We start from the raw sequence: 12,982 nt of genomic DNA, 5'->3' as shown, positions 1-12,982 counted from the left end.
GTCAATGTTCAGGCTTCGTCGCAATCCTACACCCGAAGATGCTGGCGCGCATCGCTTTGCCCCAGATCGGCGGCTGGCGTGGCCCGGGCGCCACGCCGGGCCCGTCGGAGACGGGTGGGTGGCCTTTCGGAACGGCGGCCACGCGACTCGGCTGCGACTGATGCGGATCAAGGACGGGGCCGCGGACCGGGACGATGAATGAGGGCGCGCGGCGTACCGGCGCCCGCCGGACGAGGGAACCGGAAGCATGAGTTGCAACGTCGGCAATGCCGATCGGGTGCTCCGCATCCTGGCGGGGCTCGCGATCCTCGCGCTCGGGGCGTTCGGCCCCCTTCGCTGGTGGGGGCTGGTCGGCCTGGTGCCCCTCGCGACGGGCGTGATGCGATTCTGCCCGGCCTACACGCTGCTCAACATCCGCACCTGAGCCGGCGATCCGGCGGCCGCTAGCCGCCGGAGGGATGCAGCAGCAGCGGCGCGGGCCCGGCGCCCTCGGGGTTCGAGGTGACGGCGAGCGCGACGCCGTCCTGCACGCGGGTGAGCGTGACGCGCAGCGACGCGCCGGCCGGCGCCGCCGCCGCGGCCTCGCGCGCCAGGCGGAGGATGCCGGCCTGCAGCATCGCCGGGGAGGCCGACAGGCGGGGCAGGCCGGGCTCGGCCTCGATCTCGACCACGCGTCCCGGCCCGATGGTCAGCACCAGCAGCGGGCGCATGAGCTGCAGCATCTGGGCGCCGTCGATGCCGTCCTCGGCCGATGGCGGGTGAGCGAGCGACAGGTAGGCCTTCAGCAGGGCCTCGAGCCGATCGGTCGCTTCGCGCAGCCGGGACGCCCGCGCATGGTCGCGGTCCGTCGCCGCCGTGCGGAGCAGGATGTCGACGGTACCGGAGATCGCGGCCAACAGGTTGTTGGCCTCGTGGCGGACGGGATTGGCAAGGGCCGTCAAATTCTCGAGCGGCACGGAGCCCTCTGACTTGCTGCGGGACGGCAGGGCCGGCATGCGCACCGGACCCCCCCGTGGCGAAACATACACCGGATGCGTCGCCCAGGCGCGGACGTCGCGCGGGTCGGCACGACCCCGGGCGGGATCGCGCCGCCCGTCCGGCCCCTGGCCGTCGCGTCGCCGCGGCCCCTGTGTCGGTTCCATGATCCCGGCTCCGTCCACGCGGTTCAGGCGCGCGCGCGCCGGCGGGCGTCCGCGCCGGCGGCCCGATCGTCGAGGCGGGCGCGGATGCCGGTCAGCCGCAGGTCGCCCTCGGCGAGCAGCGGCGCGCAGGCGGCCGCCGCATACCGGCCGTTCCCGCGCAGCGCCGCGAAGTCGACCGCGATGGTGGCGAGCGCGGCATTGTCGAACAGATGCCGGTTGCCGTCGTCGAGGTAGGTCTCCGTCACGGCGCCTTCGCTCAGCAGCAGGCCATGCCCCTCGATCTCGAGGTGGTAGTAGGTGACGCGGTGGTGCCAGGTCTCCCGCAGGATGGTGGTGCCGTTCACGAGCAGCCCGGCGGCCACGAGATGGCCGTCGAGCAGGATGCCGTGGTCGGGCGAGACCACCAGATCCCGGAACGGGATGCCGTCGCCGAGGGCGCCGCGCGTGATGCGCACCGGGGCGACCTTCACGCGATCGGGATGGCGGGCGACGTCGACGCTGGTGCGGCCGGTCCAGACGAGCGGCCGGATCACGGGGCCGTTATGGAGGGTGAGCACCTCGTCGCCGGGGCGGAGGGCCTCGACCGGGACCTCGCCGCGCGGGGTCGTGATCAGCGTGCCGGCGGTGAAGCAGACGATCGCCTCGAAGTCGCGGACGCGCAGGATGGTGCCATCGCTGTAGGTGAAGGTGCGCAGGGCGTCGGTGCCGGTCGCGCCGCTGACCGTCCAGTTGCCGTAGACGCCGCTGGTGATGTCGTCGCTGTTGATGTTCGGGCCGACCCAGTTGCGCAGCAGCAGCGTGTCGTTGCCCGACCCGCCGTCGAGGCTGTCGTTGCCGTCGCCGTTGCCGGCGATGACCGTGTCGTCGCCGGCGCCGCCGCCGACCGTGTCGGTGCCGCCGCGCGCGACGATGATGTCGTTGCCGTCGCCGCCGAACAGCATGTCCTCGCTGCCGCTGCCGGATTCGGGCGAGCCGTAGATGCTGTCGTCGCCCGCGCCGCCATAGGCGGTGTCGCCGAGGTTGGTGACGATGGTGTCGTTGCCGCCCTCGCCATAGATGATGTTGTCGTAGTGGGTGCTGCCGGTGAGGAAGTCGTTGCCCGATCCGCCGCGCAGGTTCTCGAAGGTGTTGCCGGCGAAGACATCGCCCTGGGCGTCGCCGCCGCTCGCGGTGCCGAGCTGCATGTTCACGGTCACGCCGACCGTGTCGGAGGCGTAGGAGAGTTCGTCGACGCCGCCGGAATCGACGAAGGTGTCGGCGCCGGCCCCGCCCTGCAGCGTGTCGTCGCCCGAGCCGCCGTCGAGGGAATCCGCGCCCGCGCCGCCGAGGAGGTTGTCGTTGCCGGACCCGCCGATCAGCCGGTCGTTGTCGGCGCCGCCGTCGAGGACGTCGTTGCCCGACCCGCCGTCGATCGTGTCGTTGCCGGCGCCGCCGAGCCCGGTGTCGTTGCCGCCGGCGAGCACCAGGCTGTCGTTGCCGTCGCCGCCGAGGACGCTGTCGTTGCCGTCGACGCCGATGATGGTGTCGTTGCCGGTGCCGCCGTCCATCGTGTCGGCCTCGGACCCGCCGCTGCCCTGGCCGTCGCCGAGCAGGCGGTCGTTGCCGGCATCGCCGAACAGCCAGTCGCTGCCGTTGCCGCCGAGGAGCGTGTCGTTCCCGTCCCCGCCGCGGATGGTGTCGTTGTTGCTCTCGCCGCGCAGCGAGTCGTTGCCGCCATTGCCGAGGAGGCTGTCGTTGCCGTTCTGCGCGCCGGCCGGCGAATCGCCGCTGCCACTGCCGGTGTAGGTGTCGTTGCCGTTGCTGGGACCGCCTGCGGACCAGGACATGTGTTCATCCAATCGCGTCGCCCGTCGGGGCGTGGGGTTGGGCATGACGCAGCCCACACGCCCACGGGGGCCGTGGCGGGGATGGCGCCGGATTCAGGTCGGGCTGGGAGGAGGCGCCGGACGCGGCTGCGCCGGCGCCGGTCTTCGTCGGCGCCGGCGGGTGCGGCTGCGGGTGCGGACCGGCGGCGCGGCCGGCGTCGTCGGGCGCGGGCCGCGCGGGCTGGCGCGTCCGGTGACCGAGGGGGCAAGGGCCAGCGACAGGCCCTCGCGCTCGGCCTCGGCGAGGTCGGGCGTCGTGGGCAGCGGCACCGGGGCGGAGAAGATCGCCAGGCGCCGCCCGGCCCGCAGCCGTCGCAGCACGCGCCGCGCCCGCCGCGCTGAGGCGGCAGGCGCATGGACGGCAAAGGGCGGGGCGGCGGATGAGGTCACGGGCGCGATGCGATTCTGCGTCCCGATATCAATCATGGATCGCCACGCGGTACTTAACGATTCAGGTGCCGAGACCTCAGCGAAACAGTCAATTGTCCGCGAGAATTCTCAAAACCGATACTGATTCGACCTCACGGCATGTGTGAGTCGCGCGATCGACAGCATGTCGCGGAGACATTCGCGCATCGCGTGTAGTTGCGTGCGGTCATTCGGATGTTTGCGATCAACGCAGGAAGTCGCGCAGCAGCGCGACCGTTTCCTCCGGCTTCTCCTGCTGCACCCAGTGACCGGCGCCGGGCACCAGATGCGTGCCGCGCCAATCCGAGGTCGCGGTGGTCGCCATCGCCTCGAGCGCGCCGGGGCCCTGGTGGATGCCCCAGTCGCGCGCGCCGCCGATGAAGGTGGCGGGGACGTCGATGCGCCGCCCGGCGAAGGCCTCCATCTCCATGTTCGTGCCGGTGAAGCGCGTGCGGTACCAGTTGAGCCCGCCCTGGAAGCCGCTGCGGCCGTATTCCTGCGCGTAGACCGCCATCTCGGCCTCGGTCATCCAGGCGCAGGCGGCGATCTGGGCGGGCGAGGGCATCTCGTGCGCGACGGTCTCGGGCATCGTCTCCGCCAGGTCCATCACGTAGTAGGTCGGCAGCTTCGCGAGTTCCTCGGCGGTCCAGCCCTTCAGCGGAAAGACGTCGTTGCCGGCCCAGTCGCCCGACTTGTGGTGGTAGTAGGCGCGGAAGAAGGCGTGCAGGCCCTGCGGGCAGGCCATCAGCTCCCCGTTCGCGCCGCGCTGCGCGTAGTGCCAGTGGTAGTGCTTGCGCGGGCGCGGCAGCGCGGCGAGCGCCGGCGACACCCGCGTGACCGCCGCCGAGCGATGGTCCCCGATGCGCGGCGCGCCGGCGTGCGGCGCGCTCATCAGCGCGACGCGGCGGAAGACGTCGGGGCGCACCAGCGCGCAATGCGCCGCGACCGGCGAGCCGAAGTCATGCCCGATCACCGCATGGACATGCTCGATGCCGAGCCTGCCGAGCAGCGCCAGCTGGTCGCGGATCAGGTTCAGCATCGCGAAGGGGCGGAGGTCCGCGTCGTAGGAATCGTCCCAGCCGGTGGTGCGGCCATAGCCGCGCTGGTCCGGGGCGATGACGTGGAAGCCCATCCCGGCGAGCGGCAGCATCACCTTGCGCCAGGAATAGGCGAGCTCGGGGAAGCCGTGCAGCAGCAGCAGGGCGGGGCGCCCGGCCTCGCCGGCCTCGAGCAGGTGCATCGTCAGGCCGTTGATGTCCTCGACGAAGCGGCTGCGGATGCCCGCGGGCAGGGTCGGGTAGCGCAGCGGGTCCATGGGCGTTCCTCCGGGTGTTGGGCGCATCCCGCCCGCCTTGCGCGCGGCGATCAAGCCCCCCGCGGTTTGACGCGCCGCGCCGTGGCGACGAACCTCCGCGCCATGCGGGATGGAATTGCCTGGTCGAACGACCTTCTCACCTTGTCCTCGCGCTTCGCGGACCGTGTCGCGGTCACCGACGGCGCGGCCACGATGGATTTCGCGACGCTGTCGGCGCGCGCGCATGCGCTGGCGCGGCGGCTGCAGGCGGCGGGCGTCGCCCCCGGCGCGCCGGTCGCCACACTTGTGCCGAACGGCGTCGACGCGCCCTGGGTCAGCGCGGGCGTCACCGTCTCCGGCGCCTGCGAGGTGGTGGTGAACGCCCATTCGACGGATGCCGAGATCGGCTGGTTCGCCGAACTCGCGGGCTTCCGCCGCGTCATGGCCCCGGCGGCGCAGGGCGCGCGCCTTGCCGCGCTTGGCCTCGAGCCCTGGGCGATCGAGGAGATCGCGCCGGAACCCCCGGCGGCGCGGCTGCCGGCGGTGCCGGCCGAGGCTTGGGGGCGCATCCTGTTCACCTCGGGCACCACGGGGCGGCCCAAGGGCATCGTGCACACCCATGGCGGGCGCTGGACGGCGCATCTGCTGCAGCGCGCGGTGCTGCCCTTCGCGCCCGGCCGCGGCGACCGCGTGCTGCTGATGACGCCCTTCGTGCACGGCGCCTCCCTGATCAGCGCCGCCTGGCTGGAGCAAGGCGCGGAGGTGGTGCTGCAGGACGGCGTGAAGGCCGAGGCCGTTTTGCCGGTGCTCGAAGCCGGGCCGTCCGCGATCTTCGCGCCGCCGACGGTGCTCGCGAAGATCCTCTCGCTGTTCCCGGGACGGCGCTTCGAGGGCGTGCGCTGCATCTTCACCGGCACCTCGACGCTGTCGCGCGAGCTGTGGCGCCGCGCGGCCGAGGCCTTCGGCCCGGTGGTGCGCATCACCTACGGCATGAGCGAGTGCTTCAACCCCATCACCGTGCTTGAACCGCCCGAGGTCGCGGAGGTGATGGCCGCGCCCGATCCCGGGCTTGGCGCCTGCCTCGGCTGGCCGGCACCGGGTGTCGAGATCGACATCCGCGGCGAGGACGGCGCGGTGCTGCCGCCGGGCGAGGCCGGCGAGATCTGGCTCCGCGGGCGGCACATGAACGGCGGCACCATCACCGCCGCCGGCTTCGCGGCGCGGCCGGCCGGCGCCTGGCATCGCACGGGGGATCTCGGCGCGATCGACGCGCGGGGCCGGCTGCACCTGTCGGGGCGCGCGGCGGATGTGATGAAGACCGGCGGCTACCGCGTGCATCCGGGCGAGATCGAATCCGCACTCGACGGCGCCGCGGGCGGCCGGGCGATCTGCGTGCTCGGCATGCCCTCGGATTACTGGGGCGAGGTCATCGTCGGCGTCGCCGAATCCCCCGCGCCGGGCTGGGAGGCGGACGTCGAGGCGCGCGTCGCGGCGCTCGCGCGGTACAAGAGGCCGCGCGCCTGGGTCGCGCTGCCGGAACTGCCGCGCAATGCGCAGGGGAAGGTGGTGCGCGCGCGGGTGCGCGAGGCGGTGCTCGCGACGCGCGTCCTCGAGGACGGGCCGCACCCGCGCCTTGTTGCACGCGTGCCGCAGGCGTGACGCCGTTCACACCACGCGCACGGCAAGCCTTGCCCCCGCCGCGCAGCGACGAAATGATCCGGCCACCTCACAGACCGGGAGAGTTGTCATGACACGGAAACGCCTGCTGGCCGCCGCGGCGGTGGTCGCTGCCCTCGGCGCGGGCGGCGTCGCGGCGCAGAACTACAACATGCCTCCGTCCTTCGGCACGGCGAACCTGCGCTTCAATTTCCAGCCCGACCCCTTCGTGGTGAACGTGACGGCGGGCGGGAACATCCCCGCCGAGCGCATCGGCGGGGCGGGCTGCGTGGGTTCCATCGCGCAGGCGCCCGACGTGCGGCTGAACTACCAGGCCGGCGGGGGGCTTCCGCTCTACATCGCCGCGCAGTCGCGCTTCGACGTGACGCTGGTGGTCAATCTCCCGAACGGGCAGTGGGTCTGCAACGACGACTTCATTGGCACCAATCCGGGCATGATCTTCAACCAGCCGATGTCGGGGCAGTACGACATCTGGGTCGGCCACTACGACCGCGGCCGCGGCGTGCCGACGCAGCTCATCATCTCCGAGATGCCGCCGCGCTGACGCCAGGCGCCGCGCCCCGGCCCTTGTGGCGCGGGGCGCGGCGTGCTGTAGCGGGAACAGGAGCGGGCCAACCCGCCCATATTCCACGGGAGACGTCAGGTATGCGCATCACACGCCGCGCGACATTCGCGCTCACCGCCCTCGGTCTGCCCGGCATCGCCGCGGCGCAGGCGCCCTGGCCGAACCGGCCGCTGCGCATGGTCATTCCCTGGCCGCCGGGCCAGGCGACCGACCTCGCCGGGCGCGTCATCGCGCAGCGCCTGCAGGAGAAGCTCGGCCAGCCCGTGGTGCCCGAGAACCGCGCCGGCGCGGGCGGGACCATCGGGACCGACGTGGTCGCGAAGTCGGCGCCCGACGGGTACACGCTGCTCGCCGGGTCCTCGGGGCCCTTCACCATTTCGCCGCTGCTGCAGCGCCTGCCCTACGACACGGCACGCGACCTGGCGCCGATCGCGATGTGGGGCGTCTCGCCCTACCTCCTCGTCGTGAAGCCCGACTTCCCGGCGAACACCGTCGCGGAGTTCGTCGCGCTGATGAAGGCGCGCCCCGGGCATTATTCCTTCGGATCCTCGGGCACCGCCGCGACGGCGCATCTGATCATCGAGGCCTTCAACGCCCGGGCCGGGATCGATGCGCTGCACGTGCCCTTCGCCGGCAGCGCGCCGTCCATGACCGCGCTGATCGGCGGGCAGATCAGCTACTCGATCGAGACCATGGCGGCGACCTACCCGCTGGTGCGGCAGGGCGCGCTGAAGGCGCTCGGCGTCTCGCTGAAGGACGGTACGAGCCTCGCGCGGGACATCGCGCCCTTCGCGCGCACGCCGGGCTTCGAGGGCTTCGACGCGGGCGCCTGGGTCGGCCTGGTGGCCCGCGCCGGCACGCCCGCCCCGATCGCGGACCGCCTGGCGCAGGAGGTCGAGACCGGCATGGCGGACCCGACCGTGCGCGGCCGCTTCGAGAGCATCTTCGTCGAGCCCTTCGCGCGCGGCCCCGCGGCCTTCGCGACCTACCTCCAGGAACAGCGCGACCTGTTCAAGGGCATCATCGAGCGGCAGAACATCCGGATCGACTAGGACCGCCGGCGCCGTCAGCCGGCGCGGGGCACCAGGTGCAGCCAGCGCACCGGGGCCGGCCGCGCGCTGCACGCGATCAGCCCGCGCTGGATGCCGCGCATCTGGCGGAGTTCCGGGACGTCGGAAGGAACGATGTCGCGTTCCTCGATGATCGTCGCCGCGTGGGTTTCGGCCAGGCGCTGGGAGATGTCGGGAATGACGTTCCGTAGCTTCGGGACGAATTCGTGACATTCGATCAGGATCTCGGCCCGATGCAGGTGCGGGATCCGGTCGGGCTGCAGCGGGAGATCCTCCTGCCCGTCCGCGCGCAGCAGGAGGATGGCCGGGCCGTCCTGCAGCAGCGCTTCGAGGCCGGCGGCGTCGATCCGCTCGAGCTGCGTGAGCATCGCGGCGGGGCAGTTCGCCGCGACGAACTCGGCGCAGATGGCGTGCAGGCGCGTGTTGCGTTCCACGGCGACGATGCGCGGCGCGGCCAGGAGCCGGCCCAGCCCCGCCGCGAAGTATCCGTCGCCCGAGGCCAGGTCGATCACCGCGGTCCCGCGCCGGCGCTGCGCCATCGACCGGAACGTCGGATGAAGCGAGGACTCGTGCAGCCCGAGGACCTTCATCACGCGGTCCGAGGCCCAGCTGTTGCGTTCGGTCCGGTAGACGACGCCCGCCTCGCCGAACGGACCGTAGCGGACGGCGAAGCCGGCGTTCTGGGTGACGATGCCATAGAGATGCTTGTCGATGTCCCGACGGGCGATCTCGATGTTCGAATGGAAGATGTGGTCCCGGCTGGCCGGCTTGTCCTGCGGGTCCTTGCGGAGCTGGTCGAGGGCCATGGCATAGCCGCGGATCTCGGGGCCCATGCTGTCCGAGGCCAGGATGAAGGCGACCATCTTGGCGAGCTTGTTCGAATTGCCCATGCCGCCGGAGAAGTGGCAGAGCAGCGGCGGATTCGAAGCGGAGGGCAGCGGGTTGTTCTTCGCCAGGCCGCGCAGCGCCGCCGTATCCGCGAGGTCGCGCGAGATCGCCAGGAAGTTCGTGTAGGGCTGGTCGGTGTGATAGAAGCTTCCGGCGATCTTTCCGGCATCGCGGAAGGCTTCGTAGGTCCTGAACATGTCCTGGAACATCGTGCGGATCTCCGGCACCGGCCGGAACCACAGCACGCCGGACGAGAAGCCCTGGCGATCCTTGAGCCGGGCCTGTTCCCCGGCATCGACGAAGAGGTCGTAGCCCCACCATTCGGCGTTCGGATGCGCGCCGATGGGCAGCGGATTCTCGGCGATGGCGGCGAGGGGCGTGACGCTTTTCGTCTCGGCCGCCCGCAGGATCTCCGCGAGGTCGCCATCCACCAGGATGTCCGTGTCCAGGTACAGGACGCTGGAGTACCCGGAGATGTCGAAGATCTCGAAGATGTCGTAGCGCCGCCAGCAGGCCCAGACGACGTCGGCTTCCGAGCTTTCGCTCGATAGGACCGTGATCGGAATGCCGGATTTGGCCGACAGGTCCTCGAAGAATCCGGCGAACCGCGGATCGCAGTAGATCAGGATGTCCAATTGATCCAGCCGCGTCTGGTTCTTCACCGACAGAAGAAGCAGGGCGGCCAAGTACTGATAAATTTCCTGGGAGAAGACCGTTATGTAGAGAAGCCTCTTCAACGCGAATCTCCCTGTGTGCCCGGCCGCCGGGCGATGCGGGCGACTCGCCAGGGCGCTGCGCCATCGGGTTGGCCGGTGGGAGCGTGTCTGCGGTCTTCCGCGGCGCCGGGCAAGTCCGCGGCCGTCCCCCGCGGCTACGGGGCGGTCGCGGCCCCGCCAAGGCCCATCGCCTGGCGGGCGAAGAAGCGCTTCAGCCGGGGCAGGCGGTCCACGGCCGCGATCCCCAGCCGCCGCGCGATGCGCACGGGCGGCAGCGAGGAGGTGAACAGCCGTTCCAGCGTATGGGTCGCCGCCAGCATGAGCAGGCCGTCCGGCCGCCGCGCGGCCTGGTAGCGCGCGAGGACGGCCGGGCTGCCGGGATCCTCGCCGGCGTTCACCGCCTCGATCACCAGTTCCGCCAGCGCCGCGACGTCGCGGAAGCCGAGGTTGAGGCCCTGGCCCGCGATCGGGTGGATGCCGTGCGCGGCATCGCCGACAAGGGCCAGGCGCTCGGCCACATAGCGTTCCGCATGCATGGCCGAGAGCGGATAGGACCAGCGGCGCCCGATCGGCGTGACGGCGCCGAGGTGGTCGCCCATCCTCGCGGCGATCTGCCGCCCATAGGCCGGATCGTCCATGGCGAGCGCCGCCTTCGCGACGGCGGTGCGCTCGGTCCAGACGATGGCGCTGACGTTGGGATGGCCGGGGATGCCCTGCATCGGCAGCTGCGCGAAGGGGCCGTGGGGCAGGAACTGCTCCAGTGCCACGTTGTGGTGCGGCTTCTCATGCGCGACGGCGCCGACGATGCCCATGCAGTGGTAGTCGAGCCGCGTCGCGGGGATGCCGGCCTCGCGCCGCAGCGGCGAATTGCGGCCCTCGGCGCCGACCACCAGCCGCGCATGGATCTCCTGCCCGGATGACAGGCGGATGATCGCGCCGGAGGCAGACCTTTCGACCTGCGCCTGGGCGGGCGCGAAGACCGACAGGCCGGGAAGGGCGGGCAGGCGGGCGTTGAGCGCGACGCGCAGCGCGCGGGCCTCGACCATCCAGCCGAAGGGGTCCTCGCCCACCTCGGCATGGTCGAAATGCAGCGACAGCCGGGAGGCGCGCTCGCCCGGCCGGCCGTCCGCGACGCGGATGGCGAGGATCGGGCAGGGGTCCTCGGGCAGCCGGTCCCACACGCCGGCGACGGCCAGCAGCCGCTTCGAGGTCAGCGCGATGGCATAGGCACGCCCGTCGAAGGCGGGCAGTTCCATGGGCGGCAGGGGAGCGGCGTCGACCACGGCGGTCCGCACGCCGCCCGCGGCGAGCGCGGCGGCGAGGGTGGCGCCGACCGGGCCGGCGCCGATGATGCAGGTCTCGACGTCGATGGGCTGGGTCATGGCGTCAATCTAGGCCGCTCCCGCCTGCGCACCAGCCTGCGCGCAAATAGAGCAGATGCCCAATTCGCGGGCATCGCCATGGCCGTGGGGCCTTTCAGCCTGCGGGGGAGGGGCCGCGCGGCTGTGGCACGGGTCTTGGAAGCCACGTCATCCAGTTCGCCCAGGAGAGGATCGAGACGGGCCATGAAACTGGTGATGGCAGTCATCAAGCCCTTCAAGCTTGACGAGGTGCGCGAGGCGCTCACCCCGCTGGGCGTGCAGGGTCTGACGGTGACCGAGGTGAAGGGGTTCGGCCGGCAGAAGGGCCAGACCGAGATCTACCGCGGCGCCGAATACCATGTGAGCTTCCTGCCCAAGGTGAAGATCGAGGTCACCGTGCCGGACGAACTGGCCGACGCGGTGGTCGAGGCGATCGCGACGACCGCGCGCACCGGCAAGATCGGCGACGGCAAGATCTTCGTCCTCGATGTGGAGCGCGCGCTGCGCATCCGCACGGGCGAGACCGACGGCTCGGCCCTGTGAGGCGCCGCCCCATGACCGGAAAGGACCTGACGACAGTGAAGCGCATCTTCGCGCGCTGCGGCCTGGCCGCGGCCACCCTCATGCTCGCGGCGATGCCCGCGATGGCGGAAGACGCCAAGGTGGACACCGGCGACGCCGCCTGGATGCTCACCTCCACCGCGCTCGTGCTGATGATGACGGTGCCGGGCGTCGCGCTCTTCTACGCGGGCATGGTCCGCAAGAAGAACGTGCTCGCCACCATGATGCAGTCCTTCTTCATCACCGCCCTGGTGACGGTGATCTGGATGGTGGCGGGCTACTCGATCGCCTTCGGCGAGGGCGGCACCTACTCGGCCTATGTCGGCGACTTCTCGAAGGTCCTGCTCTCGGGCCTGTCGGAGAACTGGGACAAGCCCTTCACGCTCGGCACGGGCGACGGGGCGGTGGCCTTCACCATCCCCGAATCCGTCTTCCTGATGTTCCAGATGACCTTCGCGATCATCACCGCGGCGCTGATCACCGGCGCGGTGGCGGACCGCATGAAGTTCTCGGCGCTGGTGATGTTCGTGACGCTGTGGTCGCTGCTGGTCTACAGCCCGATCGCGCATTGGGTCTGGCATCCGAATGGCTGGCTGTTCGGCCTCGGCGCGCTCGACTTCGCGGGCGGCACCGTGGTGCACATCAATGCCGGCGTGGCGGGCCTGGTCGCGGCGATCGTGCTGGGCAAGCGCGTGGGCTACGGCACCGAGAACATGGCGCCGTTCAACCTCGGCCTCGCGGTGATCGGCGCGTCGCTGCTGTGGGTCGGCTGGTTCGGCTTCAATGCCGGTTCGGCCGGGTCCTCGGGCGGCGGGCGCGCGGGCATGGCGATGCTTGTCACGCAGATCGCGGCCGGCGGCGCGGTGCTGTCCTGGACCTTCGCGGAGTGGATGATCAAGGGGAAGCCCTCGGTGCTCGGCGCGATCTCGGGCGCGGTGGCGGGCCTGGTCGCCATCACCCCGGCGGCGGGCTTCGTGCTGCCGGGCGCGGCGTTGATAATCGGCCTGGTCGCGGGTCTCGCGGGCCTGTGGGGCGCGACCGCGCTCAAGCATGCGCTCGGCTACGACGACAGCCTCGACGCCTTCGGCGTGCACGGCATCTGCGGCATCGTCGGCGCGCTGCTGGTCGGCTTCCTCTCCTACGGGCCGCTGTCGGCGACGACGGCCGCGCCGGACGGCAGCCCGGGCGGGATGGAGCAGTTCATCAAGCAGTGCATCGCGGTCGGCGCGACGATCGTCTTCACCGCGGTGGCGACCTTCATCATCCTCAAGATCACCGACGTGGTGATCGGCCTGCGCGTGAGCGAGGAAGAGGAGCGCGAGGGCCTCGACGTGACGATGCACGGCGAGCGCATCAACTGAACGCGGCCTGCTTCGGCGGGTGACGGAAGACGGGGCGCGGCGGGACATCCGTCGCGCCCCATTTCCGTCCGCTG

12 protein-coding genes are annotated in these 12,982 nt (G+C 71.5%); 6 read left to right on the top strand and 6 right to left on the bottom strand.

Annotation, left to right across the window (positions count from 1 at the left end; genetic code table 11):
- The first annotated feature begins 247 nt into the window (after nucleotides 1-247).
- The gene (locus GWK16_RS18845) at nucleotides 248-424 is read left to right on the top strand and encodes a YgaP family membrane protein (RefSeq protein WP_170055514.1); all 177 of its coding nucleotides are present in this window, start codon (nucleotides 248-250) and stop codon (nucleotides 422-424) included.
- A gap of 19 nt (nucleotides 425-443) precedes the next feature.
- On the opposite strand, the gene GWK16_RS18840 is transcribed toward GWK16_RS18845, so the two are convergent.
- The 4 genes from GWK16_RS18840 to GWK16_RS18825 form a co-directional block, all read right to left on the bottom strand.
- Nucleotides 444-1,142: a nitrogen regulation protein NR(II) gene (locus GWK16_RS18840; protein ID WP_170055513.1), complete on the bottom strand. Its 699-nt coding sequence runs from the start codon at nucleotides 1,140-1,142 to the stop codon at nucleotides 444-446.
- 23 nt (nucleotides 1,143-1,165) lie between these two features.
- Nucleotides 1,166-2,968, bottom strand: coding sequence for a Hint domain-containing protein (locus GWK16_RS18835; protein ID WP_170055512.1), 1,803 nt, complete (start codon nucleotides 2,966-2,968; stop codon nucleotides 1,166-1,168).
- Between the two features lie 93 nt (nucleotides 2,969-3,061).
- Nucleotides 3,062-3,328, bottom strand: a complete 267-nt coding sequence (locus GWK16_RS18830) for a hypothetical protein (RefSeq protein ID WP_211187544.1) — start codon at nucleotides 3,326-3,328, stop codon at nucleotides 3,062-3,064.
- Nucleotides 3,329-3,620: 292 nt separating this feature from the next.
- On the bottom strand, nucleotides 3,621-4,730 hold the full coding sequence (locus GWK16_RS18825; RefSeq protein ID WP_170055510.1) for an alpha/beta fold hydrolase: 1,110 nt from the start codon (nucleotides 4,728-4,730) through the stop codon (nucleotides 3,621-3,623).
- 102 nt (nucleotides 4,731-4,832) lie between these two features.
- On the opposite strand from GWK16_RS18825, the gene GWK16_RS18820 reads away from it, so the two are divergent.
- The 3 genes from GWK16_RS18820 to GWK16_RS18810 all read left to right on the top strand — a co-directional run bounded on the left by GWK16_RS18820 (nucleotide 4,833) and on the right by GWK16_RS18810 (nucleotide 8,003).
- Nucleotides 4,833-6,368, top strand: a complete 1,536-nt coding sequence (locus GWK16_RS18820; RefSeq protein ID WP_170055509.1) for a class I adenylate-forming enzyme family protein — start codon at nucleotides 4,833-4,835, stop codon at nucleotides 6,366-6,368.
- A gap of 88 nt (nucleotides 6,369-6,456) precedes the next feature.
- On the top strand, nucleotides 6,457-6,930 hold the full coding sequence (locus GWK16_RS18815; protein WP_170055508.1) for a peptidase S1: 474 nt from the start codon (nucleotides 6,457-6,459) through the stop codon (nucleotides 6,928-6,930).
- 101 nt (nucleotides 6,931-7,031) lie between these two features.
- On the top strand, nucleotides 7,032-8,003 hold the full coding sequence (locus GWK16_RS18810) for a Bug family tripartite tricarboxylate transporter substrate binding protein (protein WP_170055507.1): 972 nt from the start codon (nucleotides 7,032-7,034) through the stop codon (nucleotides 8,001-8,003).
- A gap of 14 nt (nucleotides 8,004-8,017) precedes the next feature.
- Here GWK16_RS18810 and GWK16_RS18805 read toward each other — a convergent pair whose 3' ends face one another.
- Nucleotides 8,018-9,595, bottom strand: a complete 1,578-nt coding sequence (locus tag GWK16_RS18805) for a glycosyltransferase family protein (RefSeq protein ID WP_170055506.1) — start codon at nucleotides 9,593-9,595, stop codon at nucleotides 8,018-8,020.
- Nucleotides 9,596-9,780: 185 nt separating this feature from the next.
- Nucleotides 9,781-11,007 (bottom strand): UbiH/UbiF/VisC/COQ6 family ubiquinone biosynthesis hydroxylase, encoded by a 1,227-nt coding sequence (locus GWK16_RS18800; RefSeq protein ID WP_170055505.1) that lies wholly within the window; start codon nucleotides 11,005-11,007, stop codon nucleotides 9,781-9,783.
- Nucleotides 11,008-11,190: 183 nt separating this feature from the next.
- On the opposite strand from GWK16_RS18800, the gene GWK16_RS18795 reads away from it, so the two are divergent.
- Nucleotides 11,191-11,529, top strand: a complete 339-nt coding sequence (locus GWK16_RS18795; RefSeq protein ID WP_137125843.1) for a P-II family nitrogen regulator — start codon at nucleotides 11,191-11,193, stop codon at nucleotides 11,527-11,529.
- Between the two features lie 11 nt (nucleotides 11,530-11,540).
- Nucleotides 11,541-12,908 (top strand): ammonium transporter, encoded by a 1,368-nt coding sequence (locus tag GWK16_RS18790; protein WP_170055504.1) that lies wholly within the window; start codon nucleotides 11,541-11,543, stop codon nucleotides 12,906-12,908.
- The last annotated feature ends 74 nt before the right edge of the window (nucleotides 12,909-12,982 follow it).

Origin of the sequence: Neoroseomonas marina, from assembly GCF_012927745.1 — a bacterium.
Lineage (GTDB): Bacteria > Pseudomonadota > Alphaproteobacteria > Acetobacterales > Acetobacteraceae > Neoroseomonas > Neoroseomonas marina.
Note: the sequence above shows the minus strand (reverse complement) of the source record. Positions and strands in the feature narration are given on the sequence as shown.

What these genes read in the sequence shown, in the direction of transcription:
- GWK16_RS18810 (WP_170055507.1), top strand. Translation starts at nt 7,032, where the DNA reads ATGCGCATCACACGCCGCGCGACATTCGCGCTCACCGCCCTCGGTCTG.
- GWK16_RS18825 (WP_170055510.1), bottom strand. Translation starts at nt 4,730, where the DNA reads ATGGACCCGCTGCGCTACCCGACCCTGCCCGCGGGCATCCGCAGCCGC.
- GWK16_RS18795 (WP_137125843.1), top strand. Translation starts at nt 11,191, where the DNA reads ATGAAACTGGTGATGGCAGTCATCAAGCCCTTCAAGCTTGACGAGGTG.
- GWK16_RS18815 (WP_170055508.1), top strand. Translation starts at nt 6,457, where the DNA reads ATGACACGGAAACGCCTGCTGGCCGCCGCGGCGGTGGTCGCTGCCCTC.
- GWK16_RS18840 (WP_170055513.1), bottom strand. Translation starts at nt 1,142, where the DNA reads ATGGAACCGACACAGGGGCCGCGGCGACGCGACGGCCAGGGGCCGGAC.
- GWK16_RS18835 (WP_170055512.1), bottom strand. Translation starts at nt 2,968, where the DNA reads ATGTCCTGGTCCGCAGGCGGTCCCAGCAACGGCAACGACACCTACACC.
- GWK16_RS18790 (WP_170055504.1), top strand. Translation starts at nt 11,541, where the DNA reads ATGACCGGAAAGGACCTGACGACAGTGAAGCGCATCTTCGCGCGCTGC.
- GWK16_RS18845 (WP_170055514.1), top strand. Translation starts at nt 248, where the DNA reads ATGAGTTGCAACGTCGGCAATGCCGATCGGGTGCTCCGCATCCTGGCG.
- GWK16_RS18800 (WP_170055505.1), bottom strand. Translation starts at nt 11,007, where the DNA reads ATGACCCAGCCCATCGACGTCGAGACCTGCATCATCGGCGCCGGCCCG.
- GWK16_RS18820 (WP_170055509.1), top strand. Translation starts at nt 4,833, where the DNA reads ATGCGGGATGGAATTGCCTGGTCGAACGACCTTCTCACCTTGTCCTCG.